Source organism: Streptomyces sp. NPDC002054 (assembly GCF_040296685.1).
Lineage (GTDB): Bacteria > Actinomycetota > Actinomycetes > Streptomycetales > Streptomycetaceae > Streptomyces.
Window position 1 is genome coordinate 34,389 of the sequence record NZ_JBEOXT010000046.1, and the last position, 25,395, is coordinate 59,783.

Here is a 25,395-nt window from a genome sequence, read left to right on the forward strand (position 1 = left end):
TCAGCCGGCCGCGGCGGGGGAGGGGGTGGGGAGATCCGTGTGCCGTGCGCGGGACAGCGCGGCATGGGTGACCCGGCCGATGTGCTCGACCAGTTCCCCGACCGACATGGCCAGAATCGCCTCCATGTCCTTCTCGGCGAGGAAGCCCATCAGGTCGACCTGCTGTCCGTAGCGTTGGTGGAGCAGCTCGGCGAGGGCCACGAACTCGATGCTTTCCAGCGCCAGGTCCTCGTTGAAGGTGGTCTTCATGGTGACCTCCTCGGCCAGCAGGAACTCGTCGCCGACGATCTCCACGAGCATGGCGGTGATCTCGGCGAGGATCTCGGCGGTGTGCGGGGGAGTGGAACGGTCAGATTCCATGGCTGGTCTCCGTGACGGGTAAGCGGTCGATGGGGGAAGGGGCCGGTGCTGGGGCCGGGGCCGGGACGCGGGCCTCCGTCCAGGCGACGATGTGCTCGGTGGCCGGCTGCCCGGGCAGCGGGTACAGGACCGAGGTCCGTACGAGGTGCTGCCGCCCGCCGGGGGAGACCACCAGCAGGCTGTCCGGGGCCGGGACGTCCACGACGGTCCAGTCGCGCGGCCGGCCGCCGATCCCGGAACCCTCCGCTTTCGCGGCGGCCTCCTTCGCGCACCACAGGGCGGTGAGGGCCGCCGCCGGCCCGGTGCCGGACAGCACGGCGACCCGCTCGGCCAGCCGCAGCTCGCCCGGGCCGAGGGCCACCCGGACCAGGGCCGCCGGGTCGGCGGTGACGGCTTCCACGTCGATGCCCACGGCGTGGGTGCGGTGCGCGAGGGCCACGGCGACCCGGTCCTTGTGCGCCAGCGACAGCCGGACCCCGTGGACCAGCGGTCCCTGCGGGACGGGCCGGCCCTCCGGATCGTTCCCGACGGGCACCTCGGCCGGGAACACCGGTCCCGCCCCGCCCTCCCACAGCAGCTGCCGCAGCGCGTCCTTGGCGGCGATCCGGCCGAGCAGCCAGGCGGGCCGGGCGCGGGGCGACAGCCGCTCGTACGCCGTGCGCTCGGCGGCGCCCAGGTAGCGACGCATCACCAGCTCCTGCGAGGCGGGATCGGTCCACCGGCGGCGTGCCGCGCACCAGCCGCCGGGCTGCGGCTCGCCGATGCCGCACACCTCCGGGGTGAACTTCATCGGCCAGACCCGCTCGTCGGCGGCGAACCGCCGGTACGTCCAGCCGTCGATCCGGGCCCAGACGGCTCCGCCGTTGCCGATGTCGGTGAGCTCGACATCGCCGCGCACGGTGAGATCGCGGACCTCCCGGATCCGGGCGGTGGCGTGGACGAGGCTGCCGGGGGCCGGCGGCGGGGCGTGGAACCGGATCCGGTCGACGGAGGCCGGGAAGACCAACCGGTCCACGGGCAGCCGGAGTTGCATCCAGTGCCCGAAGAGCTGGCCGGCGGCGTCGAGCAGCGCGCCGGGGGCGGGGAGGGCGCGCAGTACCCCGCGGATGCCGTCCGCGCCGACCGCCGACACCTCGTGCACGCCGGCGAAGCCCGGACCGTGGAACATCCACCGGTCCCGGTACAGCGCCTCGGCGGAGACGGGGGCGGGGCCGGGGTCGCGCAGGCCGGTGCGGTCGGGCGGCGGCGGTGCGTCGTGCCGCTCCGCGAACAGCACCACCACGACGGCGCAGTCCCCGAGCGCGACCCGCACCCGCCCGGGGCCGTCGGGGCGCGCGGTCACCTCGATCTCGGTGGCGGGTTCCACGGCGAGCCAGCGCAGGGCGCGGACGTCGTCGAAGCCGACGAGGGTGCCGCCGGGGTGCAGCCGGCGGGCGGCATCGGCGGCCAGCTCCAGCATGGTGGTCATGGGCACGACCGGAAACCGATCCGAGTCCTCGGGCCAGTCCTCGGGCTGCTGATACACGCAGTGATCGCGTACGTAGGGCAACTCCCGGAGGGACAACCGCAGCCGGCTCCGGTCGGTCCATGCGGCGTGGCCGCCCGGACCGGGGCCGGAGCCGGGCTCGGCCCGGCGCGAGCCGCCCGGACCGGCCAGCTGCCCGGAGCCGGTGTCGGCAGGGCCCGCGGCGCCGGCCGACGGCCCGGCCGGCCCGGCCGGGCCGGCGGCGTCGGCCGGGCGGCCGGGTCCGAGTCCGGGGATAGCCCGGCGTGGGAGGCCTACCGGGCGTGGGTCGCCCGGACCGGCCGGACGCTGAGAGCCGGGGTCCGCCGGGGCCGCGGCGCCGGCCGACGGCTCGGCCGAGCCTGCCGGGCCGCCGGGGCTGGGGTGCGCTGGGCCTGTGGTGCCGGCTGGCGGCTCGGAGCCGAGGTCCACCGTGGACAGCACCACCGGAGCGCGGGTTGCGCATGGCACCCCCGCCTTGCCCGGCAGGGCCGGCCTAGCCGGCGTGCCCGCACTCTCCGGCCACCCGGCCCTGACCGGCGTGCGCGTCGCGCCGCTGGGCGCACGTGGCGTGTCAGGCGCGCCTGCCTTGCCTGGTACCCCCGCGGCGCCGGGCATGCCCGGCGCGCCCGGTACGGCCGCCGGGCCCGCCGGGCCCGCAGCGCCCGGTGTGCCCGCTTGGCCCGGAACCCCCGCGTGGCCCGGCACGCGCGTTGCGCTCGCTGTACCCGGCACGTCCGGCGCGCCCGCAGCGCCCGGCCCCGCGGACCCTACGGACGGCCGCGGGCCGGGCTGGGCGTCGCCCAGTCGGACCAGGGGCGAGCCGAGGTCCAACGGCACTGGCACACCGGCCCGCCGCCGGGCCTGCTCGGCCGGGGCCGGGGCCGGGCCGGGGGCGGTGGCCCGGGGCCCGGGGGCCGGCGGAGCGGGGGTGAGGAGGGGCCAGTGGGGGGAGAGGCCCTCTGTCCAGAGGGCTGCCGCCGTGCGGCGCAGGGATGCCAGGCCGGAGTGCCGTGGGCCGGACGTGGCTACCGCGACGTGCTCGCGGCCACGTAGGGTGTCCTCCACGAAACCCGGCAGGCTGCCCGGGCCCGCCGCCACGAAGGCCCGTACGCCCGCCTCCTCGTACAGCCGCAGCGTCAGCCCCCGGAAGTCCACCGGCTCCAGCAGGTGCCGTACCACCAGCGCCCGCACCTCCTCCGGCGCGGCCGGATACGCCGCCCCCGTGGTCGCAGACCACACCGGCACCGAGGGCGGCAACCGCAACGGCAACCGCCCGAACGCGCCCCGCACCTGCCCCAGATACGGCTCCCACATCGGCGTGTGGAACCCGGACCGGAACGGCATCTCCTGCCCCAGCACCCCCTCGCCGCGCAGCCGCTCCAGCACCTGCCGCACCTGCTCCGGCGCGCCGCACACCACCGACTGGTGCGGACAGTTGTCGTGGCTGAGCACCACCCCGTCCAGCCCGTGCAGCGCCGCCTCCGCCTGCCGGGACCCGCAGCCGAGAGCCGCGTACACCAGGTCGGGAACCTCCAGCGAATCGGGGCGCAGCGAGCCGAGGAAGCGGTCGACGGCCTCCTCCGGGTACATGCCGGCGACCACCATGGCCGCCCATTCGCCCAGGCTGTGGCCGGCCAGCAGATCCGCCTCGATGCCGATGAGGCCGAGGACCCGTGCCGAGAACCGGCCGACCGCGATCGCGTCCAGGGCCCGTTCCACCAGCTCGCCGCCACCCGTGAGCCGGGGCCGCGGCAGCCCGAAGCGGTCCGCCACATCGTCCAGCGCGGGAGCGAACTCCGGTTCCAGGCCCGGGAACAGCACGGCCACCCGGCCGCCGCCGCCCCGCGGACCCAGCAGGGGTTCCGCCGTGAACCACACCTCGCCGCGGCCCCGCCAGGGCCGGCCGCGCGCCACCGCCTTCGCGGCCAGCGCCAGCCGCTGCGGGGTCGGCCCGATCACCGCCAGCCGGCACGGCCCCCCGCCGGACGGGTCCACCCCCGCCCCGAGGCCCTCGCCCGCGCTGCGCGCCGCCAGCCGTTCGGCCAGCTCCTGCGGAGTGTCCGCGGCCAGCAGCAGTACGTCGTCCCGCGCGCCCGGCCCCGGCGCCGCCGCCCGCGCCCCGCCCAGCGGCAGGAAGCGCCGCACGGGCGCGGCGGTGACCGCCCGGGCCCCCGGCGCCTCCTCCAATACCGCGTGCGCGTTGATCCCGCCGAAGCCGAACGCATTGACCCCGGCCCGGCGGGGCGCCGCGCCCCGCCCCCGCTCCCACGGCTCGGTCGACGTCACCAGCCGCATCCGGGTCAGCGCCAACTCCTCGTGCGGCTCCTCCACATGCAGGGTCGGCAGCAGCACCCCCGTATGCACGGCCAGCGCCGCCTTGATCAGCCCGGCCATGCCGGAGGCCTGCATGGTGTGCCCGAGCATGGACTTCACGGAGCCCAGCCCCACCCGCGGCCCGCCGGCCTGGCCGGGGTCGCCGAACACCCGGGCCAGCGTTTCCAGTTCGGCCGCGTCCCCGACCGGGGTCCCCGTACCGTGCGCCTCCAGCAGGCCCAGCGCGTCCGGTGCCCCCGGATCCAGCCCGGCCACCCGCCAGGCCCGCTCCAGCGCCCGGACCTGGCCGTCCACCAGCGGGCTCATCAGGCTGGCCGCCCGGCCGTCGCCGGCCACGCCGGTGCCCCGGACGACCGCGTAAATCCGGTCGCCGTCCCGCTCCGCGTCCGCGAGCCGTTTGAGCAGCACCACCCCCGTGCCCTCGGACAGCAGCGTGCCGTCCGCGCGCCGGTCGAACGGCCGGATCCGCTCGCTCGGGCTGAGGGCCCGCAGCTGGGTGAACACGCTCCACAGCGTGGCGATGTGGCAGTGGTGCACGGCGCCGGCCACCACCACGTCGCACTGCCGGCCGGCCAGCAGCCCCACCGCCTGATCCACCGCGAGCAGCGAGGACGCGCAGGCCGCGTCCAGGGTGTAGGCGGGTCCGCGGAAATCCAGCCGGTTGGCAGTACGGGCCGCGGTGAAACTCGGCACCAGACCGATCGAGGCGTCCGGCCGCTCCGGCCCCAGCGCCGTCTGGAAGGCCGCCCGGATGCCGGCGATCCGGTCCTCGCCCAGCTCGGGTGCCACCTCCCGCAGGGTCTGCGCCAACTGGTGGGCGGTTCGCACCCGTTGGTCCAGTCGGGCGGTGGCCACCCCCATAAAGCCGCCGCGTCCCAGCACCACACCGATCCGGGAGCGGTCGGCGGGCAGCCGCTCCTCGCCGCCGGCGTCCGCGACGGCTTCCGCCGTCGCGTGCAGGGCGAGCATCTGGTCGGGCTCGGCGCCCTCCACCGCGGTCGGCATGATCCCGAACCGGGTCGGCTCGAAGGCGGTCAGCCCGTCGACGAAACCGCCGCGCCGACAGTAGAACCGGTCGCTGCGGGCCGGACCAGCCGCGCCCTGCGGGTCGTAGTACACCTCCGGATCCCAGCGCCCGGGCGGCACTTCACCGATCGCGTCGGTGCCGGCGAGGAGATTGCGCCGGTAGGCGGCCAGGTCGGCGGCGCCCGGGAAGACGGCGCCCATGCCGATGATCGCGGCGTCCGTGGGCCGGGGACCCCGGCGCAGCTCAGCCACGGCCGTCCCCCTCCGCCCCGGCCCCGTCGGCTGCCTCCGCCATCAGGACCACCTGTACGTCCCGGCCGCCGGCCAGCTCGGCGAGGAACGCGGCCACTCCGGCCGCCGGCTCGATCAGCGGGATGCCGCGCCGGGCGTAGGCGCGCTCCAGTTCCGGCGTGACCATTCCGCCGGCCTCCGCCGCCCACGGCCCCCAGTCCACGGCCAGCACCCGGCCGGGGAAGGACTCGGACCAGGCGTGGGCGAGGGTGTCCAGCGCGTCGTTGGCGGCTGCGTAGTCGGTCTGGCCGCGGTTGCCGTAGACGCCGGCCACACTGCCGAAGAGGGCGAGGAAGCCGGGCGCCGGCGCGGTGCCGTGTTCGGCCGCCGCCGTCGCCAGATGGCGGGCGCCGGCCACCTTGGCGGCGAACACCTCGGCGAACGCGGCCGGTTCCTTGTCCCGGAGCAGGGCGTCCCGCAGGGTTCCGGCGCCGTGCACGATCCCGTCGAGCCGGCCGTGCCGCTCGCGTACGTCGGCCACGACCGCCCGTACCGCCGCCTCGTCGGTCACGTCCGCGCAGTGGTAGCGCACGGAGGCGGCCGGTCCGGCCAGCGCGGCCAGGGTCGCCCGTACCTCGCGGTCGGCGAGGATGCGGGAGGCAGCCGCCTCGATCTCGGCCGGCGCGCGCAGGCCGTCGGCGATCAGGGCCGCTCGCAGCGTGACCCGGTCGGTCGCGTGCGGGAACCGGTCCGGCGCGGGGGAGGGGTGCGGCGTACGGCCGATCAGCTCGACGTGGCAACCGGTGCTGTGGGCCAGCGCGAGCGCGGTCCGGGCGGTGATCCCGCGGGCCCCTCCGGTCAGCAGGACCACCGCGTCGGGGGTGAGCGGCGGTGGGGCGGACGGCTGCTGCTGCGCGAGCGGGGCGGTGACACCGTGCAGCCCGAGGCGCTGCCCGTCGGCGGGGTAGCCCACCGACACCGGGCCGTCGGCCGCGCAGAGTTCGGCCAGCAGCCGGGCGGCGATCCGCTCCGGCTGGTCCTTCGGGTCGACGTCGACGGCCCGGACGAGTGCGGCCGGGTACTCGAGCGCGGCGCTGCGGGCGAAGCCGTGGAGTCCGGCGCCGGGGGTGGGGTCGGGGCCGTCACCGGGCCCCGGGGTGGGGGTCCGGTGTCCGAAGGCGCCGCCGGATCCGGTGACGAGCAGGAGCCGGCCGGTGCCGGAGGTGAGTGCGTGCCGGAGGGCGGGGAACCGGTCGGGGAGCACCGGGTGCGGGCCGGGGCGCAGGGCGGTCAGGTCCACGAGGCCATCGAGGCCGTCGGCTGTGTCGGTGGCCCGCGGCGGGTCCTCCTGACCGTCGCCGCCGGCCGTCGACACCTCGGCGCCATGCGCGCGCAGCAGCCCGGCGAGCGCGGGCGCCACTCCGCACCCGTCCTCGACGATGCCGAACCGACGGCCGTGCAGCACCGTTGCCGGGTCTGCGCCCTCCGCGGGCCCGAGCGGGACGAGCTCGACCCGCAGCCGGGTGAGCGGCGGCGGGCCGGTCACCGCTGCCGGGTTGTCCTCGGCGGCTGCTGCTGCTGCGCCGCCGCCGGGTGCCCGGGCGGTGATCCAGTCGACGATGCCGCGCAGGGTCTTGATCCGGGCGAGCTCCTCCACGGCGGTCTCGCCGGAGGCGTCCTCGCCGCGGGGCAGTCCGATGCGGTCGGCCAGTGCGCCGATGATCTCGACGCGCTTGATGGAGTCGATGGAGAGGTCGGCCTCCAGGTCGAGGCCGGGCTCCAGCATGTCGAGCGGGTACCCGGTCCGGGCGTGCACGATGTCGAGCACGACGTCCATGACCGCCCCGGGGTCCATGAGCGGAGCGCCCGACTCCGCCTCGCCGGCCGGGCCCCCGGGGGCGAACTGATCGCCCCCGCCCGAGCCCGCCCCCGGCGGCACGCCGCCCGACTCCCCGGCCCTTGCGGGCCCGGCTCGTAGCCCGGCCCAAACGTCGCCGTCCGGCTGTGCCCCGGCCGCGGGGGCGACCCGGCCGACCCCGTCCGAGCCCGCTTCCGGCCGCACGCCGCCCGACTCCCCGGCCCCTGCGGGCCCGGCCCGGAGCCCGGCCCAGTCGTCGCCGGCCGGGTGCGTCCCCGGCTGCGTCCCGGCCCCTGGCTCTGCGGCCCCGGCCCGGAGCCCGGCCCAGACGTCACCGTCCGGCTGCGCCCCGGCCGCGGGGGCGAGGTGGCCGACCCCGTCCGAGTGTGGTCCCGGCCGCACGCCGCCCGACTCCCCGGCCCTTGCGGGCTCGGCCCAGATGTCACCGTCCGGCTGCGCCCCGGCCGCGGGGACGAGGTGGCCGACCCCATCCGAGTGCACCCCTGGCTCCGCCGTGGCGGCATGCCAGAGCCCGTCCTGGGCCGGCCCGGTCAGCCGGCCGTCAAGCGGCCCGGGCTGTTGCCCGGCAGCCACACCGAGCAGCCCGAGCAGCACGTCCCGCTGCGCGGCCACCAACTCCCGCGCCCCGCGCAGGAACTCGAGCGCGATCTCCTCCCGCCGCCCGGCGCCGTACGGGTCCGGACCGGCCTGCGGACCCGTTCCGGCGGAACTCCTGGCCGGGCCCCCACTGCCGTTCAGCTGCGCCGAAGGCGCGACCCCGCCCGGCTGCCGGGCCCAGGCGGGGCCGGGCGCGGGCGCCGGGGTTCCGTTCGGCGGGCCGGCGTACGGATACGCGCCGCCCGAGCCCGGCGCGCCGTATGGCGCCCCGGCCCAGGCGGGGCCGGGTTGTCCCGGTGCGGGTGCGGTGGCTCCGTTGGCGGGGGCGGCGTACGGGGGCGCCCCCGCCGGCCCGGCACCGCCCGCCTGCCCGGCGGGCGCGCCCGCGCCTTGCGCGTTGTAGGGGGCTGCGCCCGGGTATCCGGCCCGGCCGGAGCCGGGTTGTCCCGGTGCGGGCACCGTGGCCCCGTTGGCCGGGGCGGCGTACGGGTACGGCCCCGCCGGCGCGGCCCCGCCCGCCTGTGCGCCGGGCGCCCCCGCGCCTTGCACGTTGTAGGGGGCTGCGCCTGGGTGCCCGGCCCAGGCGGGGCCGGGTTGTCCCGGTGTGGGCGGCGTGGCCCCGTTGGCCGAGCCGGCGTACGGGTGCGGCCCCGCCGCCCCGGCCCCGCCCGCCTGCCCGGCGGGCGCACCCGCGCCCAAAGCGTCGGGCGGCTGCGCCGATGCCGCGCTCGCGCCGGCGGTGGCGTACTGCCCGGCCGCGCCGGGGCTCGGGCTCGCCGTGACGCGGGTGGCCGGGCGGAGGCCGCCTGGGACTGGGGTGCCTGCGGAGGTGCGGGTCAGGTGGCCGTTCACCAGCCAGCCCGGGCGGCGCGGCGCCCGCTCCGGCAGCGGCACGGCCCGTCCGCGGAACAGCACGTCCGAAGCCACCGGCACTCCCGCCGCCGCGAGTTCCGCGAGGGCGCTCAGCAGCCGGACCAGGCCGTGCTCGCCCGGCACGTCCAGCGGGACCACCGTGTGCGGCCGGTCGCCCAGGATCTTCCCCACGAGCCCGCTCAGCACCCGCCCCGGCCCCGCCTCCACGAACGTCCGCACCCCGTCCGCGTACATCGCCTCGATCTGTTCCACGAACCGCACCGGCTCCGCCACCTGGGACGCCAGCAGCCGCCGGACCCCGGCCGGATCGGCCGGGTACCGGCCCGCCGTCGTGTTCGACCAGACCGGAACGGCGGCGTCGGCAACCGCGGTCCCGGCCAGCTCCTCGGCGAGGGCCGTCGCCGCCCCCGCCACCACCGCGCTGTGGAACGCGCAGGCCACCGGCAGGGGTTCCGCGGACCGGCCCGCCGCCCGCAGCTCCGCCACCGCCGCGGCCACCGCCTCCGTCGGCCCCGACAGCACGCTCTGCCGCGGCGCATTGTGGTTCGCCACCCCGCACCCGGCCCGCTCGGCGAGCGCCCGCAGTTCCTCCGGCGCCGCCGCCACCGCGGCCATCGCGCCCGGATCCGCCCCCGCCGCCGCGAGGATCGCCTCCGCCCGCCGCGCGCTGAGCCGCAGCAGGCTCTCCGTGTCGTAGACCCCGGCCGCCCACAGCGCGGTCAGCTCGCCGTACGAATGCCCGGCCGTGCAGTCCGGCCGTACGCCCAGCGCCCCCAGCAGCAGGTGCGCGGCGGCTCCCGCCAGCCCCAGGGCCGGCTGGGCCACCCGGGTGTCGGTGACCGCCGTCCGCCGGGCCGCCCGGTCCTCCGGCGTGAACGCGGCCGGCGGGAACATCGCCGCACCGACCGCCGCCGGAGCCCGGTCCAGCAGCTCCCGCCGCAGCCAGGGGAAGGCCAGGAACAACTCCCGCAACATGCCCGGCCGTTGACTGCCCTGCCCCGGGAAGAGGAACGCGACCCGGCCCGGATCGGCGGACTCCGCCCGTACGTGGACCCCGTCGCCCGCGGTGAACGCCCGGGCCCGCTCCAGCCGGGCCGCCAGCTCGTCGAGCCCGGACGCCACCAGCGCCACCTGCACCGGGCGTCCCGGCTGCTCCGCACCGGCGGCCAGCGCGGCCTCCCCGGCCAGGTCCCGCAGCGCCCACGGCCGCCCGGCCGCGTCGTTCTCCTCGAGCCGGGCCGCCAGCCGGGCCATCGCCCGGCCCGCCGCCCGCCGGTCCTCGCCGCGGAAGCAGAACAGTTCGGCCGGCCAGGCCTCCTGCCCGTGCCGCGGCTCCGGCTCGGCCGCCCCTCCGTAACCCGCCAGCACCGCATGGTAGTTGGTGCCGCCGAAGCCGAAGGCGCTCACTCCGGCGAACCGCCGTTCCACCGGCACCGGCCACGGCCGGGCCTCGGTGTCGAAGCAGAACGGGCTGGTGTCCGCCCGCCACGCCGGGTTCGGCCGCTCCAGGTGCACGGTCGGCGGCCGGACCCCCGCATGCACCGCCCGCGCGGCCTTGATCAGCCCGGCCAGCCCCGCCGCGCACTTGGTGTGCCCGATCTGCGATTTCACCGAGCCCAACGTGCAGGACCCGGCTGCCGCCCCCGACTCGGTGAACAGCTCGGTCAGCACGGCCAGTTCGGTGCTGTCGCCGACCACCGTGCCGGTCCCGTGCGCCTCCACCAGACCCACCTCGCCCGGGCTCACCCCGGCCCGCCGGTAGGCCCGCTCGAGCGCCCGCCGCTGGCCCTCCGGCCGCGGCGCGGTCAGGCCCAGCGAACGCCCGTCGCTCGACGCGCCCACCGCCTTGACCACCGCGTACACCCGGTCGCCGTCCCGCTCCGCATCGGCCAGCCGCTTCAGCACCAGCGCCCCCACCCCCTCGCCGAGCGCGATCCCGTCCGCGCTCGCGTCGAAGGGCCGGCAGCGCCCGGTCGGCGAGAGCGCCCGTACCGAGGCGAACATCAGGTAGTCGTTGATCCCGTTGTGTACGTCGGCACCTCCGCACAGCACCATGTCGGTGTCACCGTCGCGCAGTTGCCGGCACGCCAGGTCGAGGGCGGCCAGCGAGGAGGCGCAGGCGGCGTCCACGGTGCAGTTCGCTCCGCCGAGGTCCAGCCGGTTGGCGACCCGGCCGGCGATCACATTGGCGAGGATGCCGGGGAAGGAGTCCTCGGTGAGCCGCGGCAGCTGCTCCTCCAGCCCGGGCGGCAGTTCGCCGAGGTAGGCGGGGTGCAGGGCGCGCAGCCCGTACGCCCCCGCCAGCTCGGTGCCGGCCTCCGCGCCGAACACCACCGAGGTCCGGGAGCGGTCGAACTCGCGCCCCTTGCCGTACCCGGCGTCGGACAGGGCCCGCGCGGAGATCTCCAGTGCCAGCAGCTGGACGGGCTCGATGCCGGCGAGCGAGGCCGGGGGAATGCCGTGGGCGAGCGCGTCGAACGGCAGCGGGGCCAGGAAGCCGCCCCAGCGGGACGGGGTCCGCTCGCCGGCGCGGGCCGGGTCCGGGTCGTAGTACACGGCCGGATCCCAGCGCTCGACCGGCACCTCGGTCACCGCGTCCGTCCCGGCGAGCACGGCCGACCAGTACGCGGCCAGGTCGGGCGCCCCCGGGTACGCACAGGCCATGCCAACAATCGCGACATCCAGCGGCCCGCCCGCCCCCGCACCATCGCCGACGCAGCCGACCCCCAGCCCAGCCCCGAGCCTGGCCCCCAGCCCGGCCGGACCGGCCGCCGACCCGTCCGTGCCGGCCGACAGACCGGCCGTGCCGGCCGTCAAGCGGTCCGGACCGTCGGCCGAGCTGTCCGTGCCGGTTGCCGAGCTGCCCGTACCGGCAGCCAGACGGCCCGTGCCGACCGTCAAGCCGTTCGGACCGCTGGCCGAGCCGCCCGAGCTGCCGGCCGAGCCGTCCGTTCGGCCGGCCGGGGTGCCCGTGCCGGCCGCCGAGGCGCCCGCGCCGGCTGCCAATCCGCCCGTACCCGCAGCCAGCCCGCCCGGTCCCCCCGCCAGTTCCGCGGCCCGCCGCTCCAGCAGTTCCGTGGCACCCTCGGTGACCTCCGTGTGCAGCGCGGCCACGGTGGTCGGTTTCGTGCGCAGCGCCGCCGCCTGGCCCAGCATGAACAGGCCCTCCGCCCGCTGGACTTCCTCCGGCACCGGCACCGGCCGGCCGTCGGTGCCGCCGTGTCGCAGGCCCTTGCTGGCGATCCGTAGCCGCCCCAGGTTCAGCCGCTCCAGTTCCTCCCACACCTCGCGCGGCTCGGCACCGCCCTCCTCGAGCCGGCGCCGGGTGGCCTCGAAGGTCTCCGCGTACGGGGTCGCCGCGCAGCGCGTGGCATGGCCCGGCGCGGTGTGCAGCAGCACGGTGTCCGTGCAGTCCAGGGCCGCCTGCCGGAAGCCCGGCAGCACCGCCCCGGCGGCCACCGCCTCCTCGGTGAACAGGTACGCCGTGCCCATCAGGACCCCGACCCGGGCGCCCGCCTCGGCCAGCGGGCCGGCGGCTGCGGCGGCCATCGCCGCCGAGCGCGCGTCGTGGATCCCGCCCGCGAACAGCACGTCCAGCGCCGCCGGATCAGCATCAGCGCAGCCGAGCAGGCGCTCGATCTGCTCCTCCCACAGCGGGAAGGAGGCCCGCGGCCCCACATGGCCGCCGCACTCCAGCCCCTCGAAGACGAACCGCCGGGCCCCGTCGGCGAGATAGCGCTCCAGCAGCCCGGGCGATGGCACGTGCAGATGGGTCCGGATGCCGGCCGCCTCCAGCGGAGCCGCCTGCGCCGGGGTGCCGCCCGCGATGATCGCGTACGGGGGCCGGGCGTCGGCCACCGCGGCCAGCTGCTCGCGCCGCAGCTCGGCCGGCGCGAACCCGAGCAGCCCCACCCCCCAGGGGCGGCCGGCCAGCCGCTCGGCGGTCTCGGCCAGCAGCCGCCGTACGTCCGGGCCCTCCATCACCGCCAGCGCCAGGTATGGCACCCCGCCGCCGTCGGCCACGGCCGCCGCGAACCCGGCCTGATCGCTGACCCGGGTCATCGGCCCCTGCGCGACGGGCAGCTGACCTCCGGTCAGGGGCGGGCGCAGCGGTGCGCTCCGTACCGCCGCCGCCAGATGCTGCGCCGCGGCCTCGCGGACGGCGCGGAGCACCCCGCCGGTGGTGCGGTACCGGGCGGCCAGCCGGGCCGCAGCCGCCCCGTCCTGCCCCACCGGCAGCAGCTGCTCCCGCAGCCCCCGGGCACCCAGTAGCGCCGTCACCGGCCCGTCCGGCCCGCCGAGGCCGGGCCGGGTGTACACCCGGTGGCCGTCCAGCAGCCGGGTCTCGCTGCCGTCCATGGCCCGCAGGGCGGCGGCCACCTCGGCCGGCAGCCCGGGCTCCACCTCGGCGGTCAGGGCGAGTTGTACGTCGAGCAGTACGCCGGCGGCTCCGCCCGCGAGGGCCGCGGCTGCCGTGTGCGGGCCGATCCCGCCCAGGGCGAACACCGGGACGGTGACCACGGGGTCCGCGAGCAGCTGCTGGAGCAGGACGAAGGTGGTGGCCCCGCCGACCCGGCCGCCCGCCTCGTGCCCCTTGGCGACCACGGCGTCCGCCCCGGCGGCGACCGCCTCGGCGGCTTCCCCGGGACTGGTGGTCTCGGCCCAGACCCGGCGCAGCCCGCCCGCCGACCACGCCCCGGCCCGGGCGAACAGGTCCGGGTCGGCCAGCAGCACGGTGTCCACGGCCGCCGGCAGCTCCGCCGGGCCGACCGGGCAGCCGGCCGGAACCCGGACCCCGTACCTCCCGGCCGGCAGGCAGCGGGCCAGATCGGCCAGGGCACGGTGCGCGGCGGCCGGGTCCCGGCCGAGGTCGAGGAGCCCCAGGGAACCGGCGCGTTCGGCGGTGATCACCAGCCCCGGTCCTGGCTCGGTGAAGGGGCTCAGCGCGATGACTCGGTCGCGCGCCGGTGTCGTGGGGGCGGCTGCGGCGGACTGGGCGGGCTGAGGGATCACGAATGCTCCTCTGCTGTGTCACATGTGGCAGTGCCACGTCGCATGTCATGGGCTGTTCGGGGGGCCATGGACGTGGACGCCGCCGCGGGGACGCGGTACGCGGTGTGCGGTGCGGTACACGGTGCGCGGTACGCGGTGCGCAATGCAGTACGCGGTGCGGTATGCGGGAAGCGGCATCGAGGCGCGGGTGCGAGCGGGGCCCGTGCCAGGTACCGGAGTTGAGCAGCGGTCAAGTTCCCTGATACCGCGATGCATCGTGCGGGGGCCGCCCTGCACTGTCAACGGGCATGCGGAGGCAGTGGCTTCGCTCCGCTGCCGCCGCCGACGGCCCGGCCGGACCCGCCGCGCCACCCCGCCCGCGCCCCCTGACCTGCACGGATGCCGGTGGAGCGGTGATGCCCCGGCGCGCGCCCCGGCGTACCCGGCAAGCGGCGCTCATGCCGGAGCGGCATATCTTGTCGCCGACATTGCATCACGCGTGCACCGGAAGCGGTCAGTTGTTCACCTGCTGACCCTTACACCTGCAAGGTCCCGCCGTTACCTTCCGGGCATGACCCCCACACTCGCGCAGCTTCGTTATCTCGTCGCCGTCGCGGACTGCCGTTCCATCACCGGCGCGGCAGCCTCGGTCTTCGTTGCCCAGTCCGCCCTGTCCAGGGCCGTCCAGGCCATGGAGCGTGACCTGGGTGTGGACCTGCTCGCCCGCCGCGGCAGAGGGGTGGAACTCACCCCCGAGGGAACCCGCGTGGTCCGGCTGGCCCGGACCGTGCTGAACGCGGTGGAGGCCATCGACGACATCGGGACAGCCCACGGGAGCACCGCACGCACCACCCTCAACCTGGTCACCACCCCCACCCTGGCGCTGGACCTGGCCGCCGACCTGGTCCCGGCCTACACCGCCCGCCACCCCGGCGTGGACGTCCACCTGCAGCAATACGACGGACGGGAGGCCCTGGTCCAGTCGGTCACCGATGGTCGGGCAGAGCTTGCACTTGTCGACCTGCCGGTGGACAAGGAACTCTCCACCCACTACATCCAGGAGCGGGAAGTCGTCCTGATTTCCCCCCTCGGCTGCGGGCTGCCCGATCCGATGCCGCTGCGCGCCCTCGACGGCCTCCCGATGGTGCTCCCCACCCCGGGGACCGGGCGGCGCACCGAGATGGAGGCCATGTTCAGCTGCCTCGGCGTGCGGCCGGTGCCCAGTCTGGAGGTGGACGAGCGGCTGGCCTGGGTGACCGGGGTGACGGACGGCCGCGGTTCCCTGATCTGGTACCGGGACGTGGTGTTACGGGCCTTCGGCGACCGGGCGGAGGTCCGCTCCTTCACCCCGCCGCTGCTGCGCCCGGTGGGCCTCGCGCACGCCCGGCGCCCGCTCAGCCGGGCGGCCCGGGCCTTCATCGCCCACGCCCGGCACAACGCGCCGGTCCGGGAGCCCGCGCGCTGAGCCATGCCACCCCGGCGCAACGCGCCGGTCCGAGAGTCACGCGCTGAGCCATGCCACCCCGGCATCGAACGATGCTCAAGCGGCGGGGAACGGCTCTGGCACTCACCCTGGCGTCTCGTCACATTGGCTGCATGTCCCGACTCCTCACGCCCCCGCGGGCCGCCGTCCTCGCCACGGCGGCCTTCGCGTTGATCCTGTGGCCGCTGCCGGCGGTCGCCTGGATGAACACCGGCCCCACCGGCCCCACCGGTGCGCCGGCCTCCCCGGCCCCGGCGGCGGCACTCGCCCCCGAGAAGAAGTGCACCCTGCCACCCAGCATGACCGAGATCAGCGGTCTCGCCATGAGCCGCAAGCACCCCAACGTCTTCTACGCCGTGAACGACAGCGGCAACACCAACCAGGTCTTCGCCGTGGACTGTTCCGCGCCGACCGGCACCCTCAAGGCCACCTACACCCTCGCCGGCACCACCAACAGCGACTGGGAGGGGCTGGCCCTCGGCAAGGACACGGCCGGTCGCGCGGTGATCCTGGTGGGCGACATCGGGGACAACTTCAGTGCCCGCGCCGAGATCCAGGTCCACAGCTTCCCCGAGCCCGACCAGCTCGCCAGCGCCACCGTGACCCCGGTCTCGTACCGCTTCACCTACGCGGACAGCCGGCACGACGCGGAATCCCTGCTCGCCGACCCGGTCACCGGACAGTTGTACGTGGCGAGCAAACTGATCGGCGCGGCCGGCCAGTTGTACAAGGCCCCGCTTCCCCCGCAGCCCGGCCAGGTCAACACCCTCACCCCGGTCCGCCCGGGCCCGGTCTTCGCCACCGACGGCGCGTTCTCGCCCTCCGGCGCCTCCTACGTCATCCGCAGCGGCGGCCCGGTCGGCGCCAACACGGCCTCCGTGTACGACACCTCGGGCGCCAAGCTCGCGGACGTGCCACTGCCCGCCCAGCCGCAGGGCGAGATCGTCACATACGCCGACTGCACCACCCTGCTGGCCGGTTCGGAGAACGACACCCAGATCTGGCGCATCCCCCTCCCACCGGAGGCCACCCCGGGCTGTGGCACCACCCCGACCCCCACCCCCACCCCGACACCAGGGGACCTGAAGCTGACCCACCCCGGCCCCCAGACCTGCATCTTCAACCAGACCTGCACCATCCGCCTCACCGCCACCGGCGGCAAACCCCCGGTCCGCTACGCCGCCACCGGCCTCCCCTGGGGCCTGAGCATCGACGCCGCCACCGGCCGCATCACCGGCAAGCCCTGGGGCAGTGGCACCCTCCAGATCACCGCCACGGCCACCGACAGCACCGGAGCCGCCGCCACCGTCACCTTCCCCCTCACCCTCAACTGGTTCTGACCCGGATGTGCGGATACGGACTTGTCCAATTCGCCGCCCACCCTGCACTGTTGGCCGAATGACGGATGAATCAGTGCCGCACCGGATCGACCCGGCGGGCGGCTGCCCCCACGCCCTCAACGCGGAGCTGCTGGCCCGCGGCGCAGTGGCGGAGGTGGTCCTGCCGGGCGGAGTACCGGGCGCCGTGGTCCTCGGGCACGAAGCACTCAGGGAGTTCCTCGCCCACCCCGATGTAGCCAAGGACGCCCGGCACTTCACCGGACTCCAGGACGGCACCGTCCCCGCGCAGTGGCCGCTGCGGGTCTTCGCCAACGCCCAGGGCATGCACACCGCGGACGGCGCGGACCACCGGCGGCTCCGCGCCCTGGCAGGCAACGCCTTCACCGCCCGCCAGGTGGAGCAGCTCCGCCCGCGTATCGAATCCCTGACGGCCGAGCTCCTCGACGACCTCGCCGAAGCCGCCGCCACCGGCGACGGCACGGCGGACCTCCGCCGCCATTTCGCCCTCCCGCTCCCGATGAGCGTGATCTGCGAACTCCTCGGCGTGGACCCCGAACACCGCGGGCGGCTCCACGAACTGTCCAACAAGGTCATCATCGCCACCGACACCACCCCGGCCGAGGCCATGGCCGCGGTCCGCGAGCTCGTCGAACTGATGGGCACGATCGCCGCGGCCCGCACCGCCGACCCCGGCGACGACCTCACCAGCGCGCTGATCGCCGCCCGGGAGAGCGACGGCGACCGCCTCAGCGAGGCCGAGCTGATCGGGACCATGCGCCTGATGCTGGTGGCCGGCCACGAGACCACCCTCAACCTGATCACCAATGCGGTCCGCGCCCTGTGCACCCACCCCGACCAGCTGGCCCTGGTCCGGTCCGGCAAGGCGAGCTGGAACGACGTGGTCGACGAGACCCTCCGCTGGGACGGCCCGGTCAGCTGGTTCCCGTTCCGCTACCCCACCCGCGACCTCGACCTGGCCGGCACCGTCATCCCGCAGGGCACCCCGGTCCTGGCCGGCTACACCGCGGCCGGCCGCGACCCCGAGGCCTACGGCCCGGACGCCGCCCGCTTCGACCTGACCCGCCCCACCACGGCCCGCAACCTCTCCTTCGGCCACGGCGCCCACTACTGCCTCGGCGCCCCCCTGGCCCGCCTGGAGGCCACCATCGCCCTGGAACACCTCTTCGCCCGCTTCCCGGACCTCACCCTCGCCACCCCGGAACCCACCCTCCCCCACCAGCCCAGCTTCATCGGCAACAGCGTCGAATCCCTCCCGGTCCGCCTGCGCTAGGCCCCGCCCCGCTCCGCCACGCGGACCGTCACCGTGTGCCAGCCCGTCGCCCCATCCGGGACCGTGCCGGCCCGCTCGCCGGTCTGCGGGGCGCCGGTGCCGTCCGTGGCGCGGGCCTCCAGGGTGTGGCTGCCCGGTTCCGCGTCCCACTCCCACACCCACTGCCGCCAGGTGTCGACGCCGTCCGGGGCCGCCAGCCGGGCCTGCTGCCAGGGGCCGCCGTCCACCCGTACCTCCACCCGGTCGATGCCCCGGTGCTGGGCCCAGGCCACCCCGGCCACCGCCACCCGCCCCGCCGCCGGTTTCGCGAAGGGGCGGGGGGTGTCGATCCGCGACTGGGTCTTTACGGGGGCCTGCTCTGCCCAGCCCCGCCTAATCCAGTACGCGTCGTACTCCGCGAAGGTGGTCAGCCGCAGCTCGCGCAGCCACTTGCAGGCGGACACGTACCCGTACAGCCCCGGGACCACCATCCGCACCGGGAAGCCGTGGTCGAAGGGGAGCGGCTCGCCGTTCATGCCGATGGCGAGCAGGGCGTCCCGGCCGTCCATCACGGCCTCGACCGGGGTGCCCAGGGTCATCCCGTCGACCGAGCGCGCCACCAGCTGATCGGCCGGCCCGCCCCGGGACGGCGGGCGCACCCCGGCCTCACGCAGCAGATCGGCCAGCGGTACGCCGAGCCAGCGCGCGTTCCCCACGTACGGGCCGCCGACCTCGTTGGACACGCAGGCCAGGGTGATGTCCCGTTCGACCAGCGGGCGGGCGAGGAGGTCGGCGAAGGTCAGGGTCAGCGGGCGGGTCACGCCGGTGCCGTGGATCCGCAGGGACCAGGTGTCCGCGTCGACCCGGGGCACCACCAGTGCCGTGTCCACCCGGTAGAAGTCCCTGTTCGGGGTCAGGAACGGGGACAGGCCGGGTACGCGGAGCTCGACGCCGGCAGGTAGCGGCGGGGCCGGGGAGGCCGGCGGTGGCAGCCGCACCCCGGCCCGGGACGCGGTGGCCCCGGCCGAGCCGAAGGCTCCCAGCCGTCGCCCGGCCAGCCCGGCCCCGGCGGACACCGCAAGGGCTGCCGTGAGCAGCCGGCCGAAGCCGCGCCGGTCCAGGGCCCACGCCCCGCCGGCACCGGGCTGCCACCAGGCGGGCCGGGGCCGGCTCAGGGCCGTGGCCAGCAGCAGGAGCACCCCGGCCGCGGCCACCCCGCCGGCCAGGGAGGGCAGCGCATCCCGGGCACCCGCCTCGGGGCGGCTCAGTGCCGTCGCCGCTCCCAGAACCCCGAAGGCGCCGGCCACGGCCACCCCGGCCGCGCGCCGCCGGACGGCCAGCATCCCGGCCGCGGCGGCCACACAGGCCAGCAGGACCACGACCCCGGCCAGCAGCACCACCTTGTCGGCGGTGCCGAACTGTCGGATCGCCCAGTCCTTCACGAAGGCCGGCGTACGGTCCACCACGGCACCGCCCACCGCGGTGACGGGGCTCGACTCCGGCCGGACGGCCGCGGCGGCCAGTTCCGCGGTGCACAGCCCGGCGAACCCGGCCGCCAGCCCGGCGACCGCACCCAGCCACAGCTTCGGCTCGGCTGTCGGCTCCGCCGGCGTCTCCGCTTCGGTGTCCACGCCTGATTCTACGGCCGGTGGTCAGACCAGCGTCCGGGCGATGTCCCGGGCCAGGGTGTACGGGTCCCCGGCCGGTTCGGTGGCGTGCCGGGTGGTCTGCCGCGCCCAGGACTCCTCGTACGCGTGCCAGTCGATCTCCCGCGGCGTTGTCCCTTCGGTCAGCGCCTCCTCCAGCGAGGCGAAGTACACCGCCCAGCGGGGGGCGTACAGCTCCGCGATCAGGCCCGCCCATTCACGGTTGGCATAGTCGTGCAGGAAGCCGCCCTCGCTCGTGCTGTGCCGGCCCCACACGCTCAGGAGCGCGCGGGCGTCGTACTCGTACCGGTCCTGCTCGGCCTTGTCGGCGCCCCAGGACCGGGCCGCCGTCAGCCAGCCGCCCAGCAGGAAGCTCGGATCGGATCCGGTGAGCGCGTTCAACTGACGCTCCCGCTCCGCCCATTCGGCCGTGAGGGTACGGAACCGGGCCAGGTCCTCCTCCTCGTACGCCGTCTTGATCTGCGGCAGCAGCACCCGCGAGTGGTTGGCGAGGGCCTGCCGTGCCGTGTCCACCAGGTCGAAGCGGTACGCACTGGAATCCCGCAACTCCGGTGCCACCGCCAGCAGATGGTCCAGAGCCCGGCGGACATGGGCGGCCGGGTAGCGCATCGCCTTGGGGCTCCAGTGGGCCGCGCCCACCGCCGTCAGGCTCGGCCGGGCGGTGAACAGGCTGTCCTGGGACTCCGACCACAACCCCGAGGAAGTGCTGTACGGGCCGAGTCGCAGCTCCTCCCAGGCCGCTGCGGCCTGCGCATCCGGCCGACCGTACCGGCGGGCCGCGAAGTCCGCGAACCACCGCTTCTGGTCCACCGGCCCCGGCTCCCACGCCAGATCGGTGAACAGGTCGAAAGCCGCCGGATTGGTCCCGGTCGCCTCCGGCATGTACGCCGTCCCGCGCAGCGCGCTGTCCGCCTTCCCCCGCCAGGCCTCGAACCGGTCGATCCACACCGAGGTGTTGGCGCCGATGGTGGTGTGCCCGCCGAAGTTGTAGATGGTGCCGATGGCGTACGGTACGCCGCCCCAACGGGCCTCCCGGTCCAGCCGGTTGTACCGGTCGGACAGCCCGTCCAGGATCAGCAGCTTCGAGGTGTCCACCCCGGCCAGCAGCTCCGAGGTCGGATCGTCCTGCCAGCCCAGCACGGCCCACAGGGCCCCCGGATGCGCCGCGTGGAGCGCCGCCTGTACCGCTCCCGCGGCGGCCCGCACGTCCACCGTCCCGGTCTGCCCGCCCTCGTGCAGCGGGCTCATCCGGTACATGGCCGAGTCCCCGAACGCGGCCCGCTGCTCGGCGTAGTAGGCGGCGGCGAGCCGGGCGAACACCGGTTCCGTCGGGTCCAGCCAGTCGGGCCGCTCGAAGCCGGCCCAGTCGCCCTGCGGGATCACCGAAGCCGAGCCGTTGCGGGCGGAGAAGCCCGGCGGGACGGTGCCGAAGAAGCCGGGCAGGACCGGGGTCATGCCCAGACCGCGGACCTGGTCGGCGATCTGCCGGCCGAGCGCGACCCGCGCGGTCAGCAGCTGCTCGCTGACCGGGCCGCCGAACCCGGTCAGGTTCTGCAACAGCCACCAGCTCTGGTGCGCGGGCCCGGGGATCCACTCGAGGAGCTCCCCGGCCGTGTAGCCGAAGCCTTGCAGCGCCCGGTAGTACGGGTATTCGGCCCCTGCTTGGACCAGCACCTCGTTGACGCCGTGCAAGGCCAGCAGGTCGATCTGCCGCTGGTGCTGCGCGAAGGAGCGGTACGCGCCCGAGTAGCCGTCGTCGGTGTCGTTGAGCGCGTACCGGTGCGGTACGAGTGCGCTGCGGGTCACCGGCTCCGGTACCGCCGGCAGCACCTCGGGGAGCTCGCCGAGGCTGTCGCCGGGCCAGCCGATGTCGGCGCCGGCCACGTGCTGGAGGTACCAGCCGACGCCGGTGAGCTGGGTGGCCGGGGTGTTGCCATGGATGGTGATCCGGCCGGCTGTGCCGGACACCGTGAAGGTGTCCTGGCCGGCCGGGCCTGCGGCGCCGGGCTCCAGGGTGAACTGGCCGGCCTGGCGGGGGAGCAGCCGCTTGAGCGCGGCTTGCGCGGGGGTGTCGGCGAATGCGGGTGCGGCGGGCGTGGGTACGGGTGCGGCGGCTGCGCCTAGGCACAGCGCTGCCAGTGCGGCCAGCGCTGCGGGGAGGACACGCTGCGCGGCCGGTGCGCGCCGTCGTGCCGTGTGCCCACCCTCCCCCAAGCTCTCGGCTTCGCTCGAGCAGGGGGGACCCCCATCGCCCTGCGGCACGCCTGCCCACACGGCCGGGATCGTCGTTCGCCTGCGCATCAGACGGGCAGTGCCCAGGCCTGGTTGACTGCGTGGTCGCCGCAGGGCCGCAGGGTCAGGCGGGGCAGGGTGGCGTCCGGGAGGGCCGGGGTGGGCGGGGCGTCCAGGCAGAGGCCGGCGCCGTCCTCGACCATGGCGCCGTCGCGGCGGTGCGTCCAGCGCTGTCCGGCCCCGTTCCCGGTGCAGTCCGCCAGGGCCACCGCGCCGTCCGGGCCGGCCGTCAGGCAGTGCCCCATGAGCCGGACCGTCCGGTCGTGGCCGAGCACCCACCGCTGGTCGGGGCCGCCGGTGCAGGCGGACATCACCACCGCGCCCACCCCGGTGGTGTTCTCCCCGTCCGCGCACTTCATGCCCTCACCGGTGATCTGCCCGGTGGGCGCCGCTTCGGCGCAGCCGCGCGGGTTCAGCCGCCAGACGGCCGTGCCGTGCGCGGGGACCCGCGCGGTCAGCGTCCTGGAGGCCTCCGCCGTGTCACCGGTCCACAGGTCGGTGGCGTCCACCGTGCAGGAGTACAGGCCGATGCCGGTGAGCGGCACCGACACCTCCCGGGCGGTGCCGGACCGGTTGAGCACGGCGACGGCGCGGTCGCCGTCCGCGAGCGGCCGGGCGAGCACGTCGAACGTGCCGTCGGTGGAGACCACCGCGCCCTGGCGGCCCATCGGGTCCTGGTCGAGGGCGATCAGGCGGTCGTTCTTGAGGGCGGCCAGGCCCGCCTCGCCGATCTTCCCGACCTCGGAGGACAGGATGAACGGGGCCGCCATCATCGCCCACAGGGCGACCTGGCTGCGGCTCTCCTCGTCGGTGAGCCCGGGCGCGCCCGCGATCAGGAAGTCCGGGTCGTTCCAGTTGCCGGGGCTCGCGTAGCGGCCGAGCCACCGGTTGTAGCCGTAGTTGCCGAGCACCGAGGACCAGCGCGAGGTGGCGGGCGCGGCCGGGTTGTAGACCTTGATGTCCCGGCCCTCCCGCCACAGCTGCCCGGTCTCGCCGACCCAGCCGATCACCTTGTGCCAGTCCGGGCCGCCCCATTCGCCCTGCTGGAAGTAGGCGGGTGCGGAGGCCGAGAGGACCATGTCGCGCCCGCTCGCGCGCAGGGCCCGGGCGACCGAGTTGTAGGCGTCGCGGTAGGCCTGTTCCTTGGTCTTCCCGGGCGGCACCCACATGTTGCAGCCGTCCATCTTGACGTAGTCCACCTTCCAGGAGGCGAACAGCCGTGCGTCCTGGTCGAAGTGGTCGGCGCCGCCGCCGTCGGGGATGCCGCTGCCGGGGTAGCGCTCGCACGTGAGGAACCCGGCGTCCTCGTAGATCCCGAACTTAAGCCCCCGCTCGTGCAGGTACTCGCCGAGCCAGGCCATCCCGCGGGGGAACTTCACCGGGTCGACCACCAGGTTGCCCTCCGCGTCCCGGCTCTTGGTCATCCAGCAGTCGTCCACGGTCACCGTGTCGTACCCCTTGGCCGCCAGTCCGGTGGCGACCAGGGCGTCGGCGTTGGCGACGACCTTCTGCTCGTCGATGTCGCACATGTAGTGCGCCCAGTTGTTCCAGCCCATGGGCGGGGTGAGGGCGAGGGGGGTGTCCGAGGTCGCGGTGGGTTCGGCCACCGCCGGGGCGGCGGCCAGGGATACGGCGATCAGGGCGGCGGCGGTGAGGCTGCCGGAGAGCGCACGCAGGCGAGACGGCACGGAATCTCCTTGACGTGGGGGGCGTACCGACCTCAGTGCAGCGGGGTGATTACCCACTGTCAACGCATGTCCGCGCTCTGGGGTCGACAACCACCGGTTAGGCGGCGGTTTGCGTCACGCGAACGAGTTGATACGCCGTATGTTACGGCGTCTGTTACGGTGTATCTCATGCCGAGGACATCCAGCGCCCTGGACCGCGCCACCCCCGAGGCCATCGCCGCCGCCGCCCTCCGCCTCATCGACGAGGAAGGCCCGGGCGCCCTCAGCTTCCGGACCCTCGCCGACCGCCTCGGGGTCTCCCACGCCACCGTGCAGCGGCGGTGCACCGACCTGGCCGGTCTGCTCGACCTGTGCACCGAACACCTGGCGGCCCGGCTCCCCGCGGTGCCGGCCGGCACCGGCTGGGCCGAGGCCACCGAGCAGCGCTTCGCCGCGCTCTACCGGCTGCTCACCGCCCACCCCGGACTGCTGATCCTGCGCGGCGGACGGCCCTGGATGGGGCGGCAGTTGCTGGCCCGGCTGGTCGAACCGCAGATCGCCGACAGCGTCGCCGCGGGCATGACGCCGGCCGAGGCCATGACCGTCTACCGCCGCCTGTACCTGCTTACGCTCGGCAGCGCCGCCTTCGTCGACCACCGCGACCCGGCCGGCGCCACCGCCGTCACCCGTACCGCCCTCGCGGCGCTGGACCCCGAGGAGTTCCCGGCCCTCACCGCCGACATCCCGGCCCTGCTGCCCGTACTGACCGACCACGAGGTCTACCACGCGGCCCTGCGCCAACTGATCGAAGCCGCCCGCCCCGCCTCCTGAACGAAAGGCCCGCCCGGATGGAACAGCAGCTCGACCCCACCGCGATCCGCGCCGCCGCCGGCCGCATCGCCGGACACGTCCGCCCGGTCACCGTGGCGCCTGCCGCCGACGGACTCTGGTACGCGCTCGAACACCTCCAGCACACCGGATCCTTCAAGGCCCGCGGCGCGTACAACTTCCTTGCCGCGCACGCCGAGGCCGGAGCGCTGCCCGCGGCCGGGGTCACCATCGCCTCCGGCGGCAACGCCGGACTCGCCTGCGCCTGGGCGGCCCGCACCCACGGCATCCCCGCCACCGTCTTCCTCCCCGCCAACGCCCCACGGATCAAGGTCGAACGGCTGCGCGGTTACGGTGCCGAGGTCCGGCTCACCGGCGACCGGTACGCCGAAGCCCTCGCCACCTGCCGGGAGTTCGCGGCCGACAGCGGCGCCCTGAGCAGCCACGCCTACGACCACCCCCTGATCGCGGCCGGCGCCGGCACCCTGTTCGAGGAGATCCGGGCCGCGCTCCCCGGACTGGACGCCCTGGTCGTCGCGGTCGGCGGCGGCGGCCTGTTCGCCGGCCTGGCCACCGCCGCCCGCGAGCACGGCGTACGCATCGTGGCCGCCGAGCCGGAGCACTGCCGGGCCCTGAACGCGGCCCTGGCGGCGGGCCGGCCGGTGGATGTGCCCGTCGACTCGGTGGCCTCCGACTCGCTCGGCGCCACCCGGGTCTCCGCCGATGCCCTGCGCGCCGCACAGCACCCGGACGTCGATTCGGTCCTGGTACCGGACGAGGCGATCACCGCCGCCCGGCGCGCCCTGTGGGAGGAACACCGGCTCGTGGTGGAGAACGGCGCGGCCACCGCCCTCGCCGCCCTGCGCACCGCACCCGTACCGCCGGGCAAGCGGGTCGCGGTCGTCCTGTGCGGGGCCAACACCGACCTGGCCGGGCTCTGAGCCCCCGCCGGGTGTGAAGTTCCTCCGGGGTGCCTTCGGCGACGATCTTTCCCCGGTCCAGGACGGCGATGCGGTCGGCGAGCTGGTCCGCTTCCTCCAGGTACTGGG

Annotated in this window: 11 protein-coding genes; 5 read left to right on the forward strand and 6 right to left on the reverse strand. The window is 76.0% G+C overall.

Annotated features, from left to right (window positions below; all coding sequences use genetic code 11):
* Genes ABT123_RS32380 through ABT123_RS32390 form a run of 3 tightly spaced genes read right to left on the reverse strand, consistent with a single transcriptional unit; the run spans position 1 to position 13,817 of the window.
* Positions 1-360, reverse strand: a complete 360-nt coding sequence (locus ABT123_RS32380) for an acyl carrier protein (protein WP_351321239.1) — start codon at positions 358-360, stop codon at positions 1-3.
* The gene (locus ABT123_RS32385) at positions 350-5,479 is read right to left on the reverse strand and encodes a type I polyketide synthase (protein ID WP_351321241.1); all 5,130 of its coding nucleotides are present in this window, start codon (positions 5,477-5,479) and stop codon (positions 350-352) included. Before ABT123_RS32385 ends, ABT123_RS32380 begins: the two co-directional genes overlap by 11 nt.
* On the reverse strand, positions 5,472-13,817 hold the full coding sequence (locus ABT123_RS32390; protein WP_351321263.1) for an SDR family NAD(P)-dependent oxidoreductase: 8,346 nt from the start codon (positions 13,815-13,817) through the stop codon (positions 5,472-5,474). The genes ABT123_RS32385 and ABT123_RS32390 overlap by 8 nt, the downstream gene beginning before the upstream one ends.
* A gap of 553 nt (positions 13,818-14,370) precedes the next feature.
* On the opposite strand from ABT123_RS32390, the gene ABT123_RS32395 reads away from it, so the two are divergent.
* The 3 genes from ABT123_RS32395 (at position 14,371) to ABT123_RS32405 (ending at position 17,913) form a co-directional block, all read left to right on the forward strand.
* On the forward strand, positions 14,371-15,264 hold the full coding sequence (locus ABT123_RS32395; RefSeq protein WP_351321243.1) for a LysR family transcriptional regulator: 894 nt from the start codon (positions 14,371-14,373) through the stop codon (positions 15,262-15,264).
* A gap of 131 nt (positions 15,265-15,395) precedes the next feature.
* The gene (locus ABT123_RS32400; RefSeq protein ID WP_351321245.1) at positions 15,396-16,622 is read left to right on the forward strand and encodes an Ig domain-containing protein; all 1,227 of its coding nucleotides are present in this window, start codon (positions 15,396-15,398) and stop codon (positions 16,620-16,622) included.
* 58 nt (positions 16,623-16,680) lie between these two features.
* Positions 16,681-17,913 (forward strand): cytochrome P450 family protein, encoded by a 1,233-nt coding sequence (locus ABT123_RS32405; protein WP_351321247.1) that lies wholly within the window; start codon positions 16,681-16,683, stop codon positions 17,911-17,913.
* Here ABT123_RS32405 and ABT123_RS32410 read toward each other — a convergent pair.
* The 3 genes from ABT123_RS32410 to ABT123_RS32420 all read right to left on the reverse strand — a co-directional run bounded on the left by ABT123_RS32410 (position 17,910) and on the right by ABT123_RS32420 (position 23,539).
* Positions 17,910-19,523, reverse strand: coding sequence for a molybdopterin-dependent oxidoreductase (locus ABT123_RS32410; protein WP_351321249.1), 1,614 nt, complete (start codon positions 19,521-19,523; stop codon positions 17,910-17,912). The genes ABT123_RS32405 and ABT123_RS32410 overlap by 4 nt on opposite strands.
* Before the next feature lie 21 nt (positions 19,524-19,544).
* Positions 19,545-21,773 (reverse strand): alpha-N-acetylglucosaminidase, encoded by a 2,229-nt coding sequence (locus ABT123_RS32415; protein WP_351321251.1) that lies wholly within the window; start codon positions 21,771-21,773, stop codon positions 19,545-19,547.
* 86 nt (positions 21,774-21,859) lie between these two features.
* Positions 21,860-23,539, reverse strand: a complete 1,680-nt coding sequence (locus tag ABT123_RS32420; RefSeq protein WP_351321253.1) for a ricin-type beta-trefoil lectin domain protein — start codon at positions 23,537-23,539, stop codon at positions 21,860-21,862.
* A gap of 168 nt (positions 23,540-23,707) precedes the next feature.
* On the opposite strand from ABT123_RS32420, the gene ABT123_RS32425 reads away from it, so the two are divergent.
* A complete protein-coding gene (locus ABT123_RS32425) occupies positions 23,708-24,349 on the forward strand; it encodes a TetR/AcrR family transcriptional regulator (protein ID WP_351321255.1) in 642 nt (213 codons plus the stop codon).
* 17 nt (positions 24,350-24,366) lie between these two features.
* Positions 24,367-25,287, forward strand: coding sequence for a serine/threonine dehydratase (locus ABT123_RS32430; RefSeq protein ID WP_351321257.1), 921 nt, complete (start codon positions 24,367-24,369; stop codon positions 25,285-25,287).
* Positions 25,288-25,395 lie beyond the last annotated feature (108 nt).

Excerpts from the sequence above, each read along its gene's own strand:
- ABT123_RS32380 (WP_351321239.1), bottom strand. The coding sequence starts at position 360 with ATGGAATCTGACCGTTCCACTCCCCCGCACACCGCCGAGATCCTCGCC.
- ABT123_RS32395 (WP_351321243.1), top strand. The coding sequence starts at position 14,371 with ATGACCCCCACACTCGCGCAGCTTCGTTATCTCGTCGCCGTCGCGGAC.
- ABT123_RS32400 (WP_351321245.1), top strand. The coding sequence starts at position 15,396 with ATGTCCCGACTCCTCACGCCCCCGCGGGCCGCCGTCCTCGCCACGGCG.
- ABT123_RS32405 (WP_351321247.1), top strand. The coding sequence starts at position 16,681 with ATGACGGATGAATCAGTGCCGCACCGGATCGACCCGGCGGGCGGCTGC.
- ABT123_RS32425 (WP_351321255.1), top strand. The coding sequence starts at position 23,708 with ATGCCGAGGACATCCAGCGCCCTGGACCGCGCCACCCCCGAGGCCATC.
- ABT123_RS32430 (WP_351321257.1), top strand. The coding sequence starts at position 24,367 with ATGGAACAGCAGCTCGACCCCACCGCGATCCGCGCCGCCGCCGGCCGC.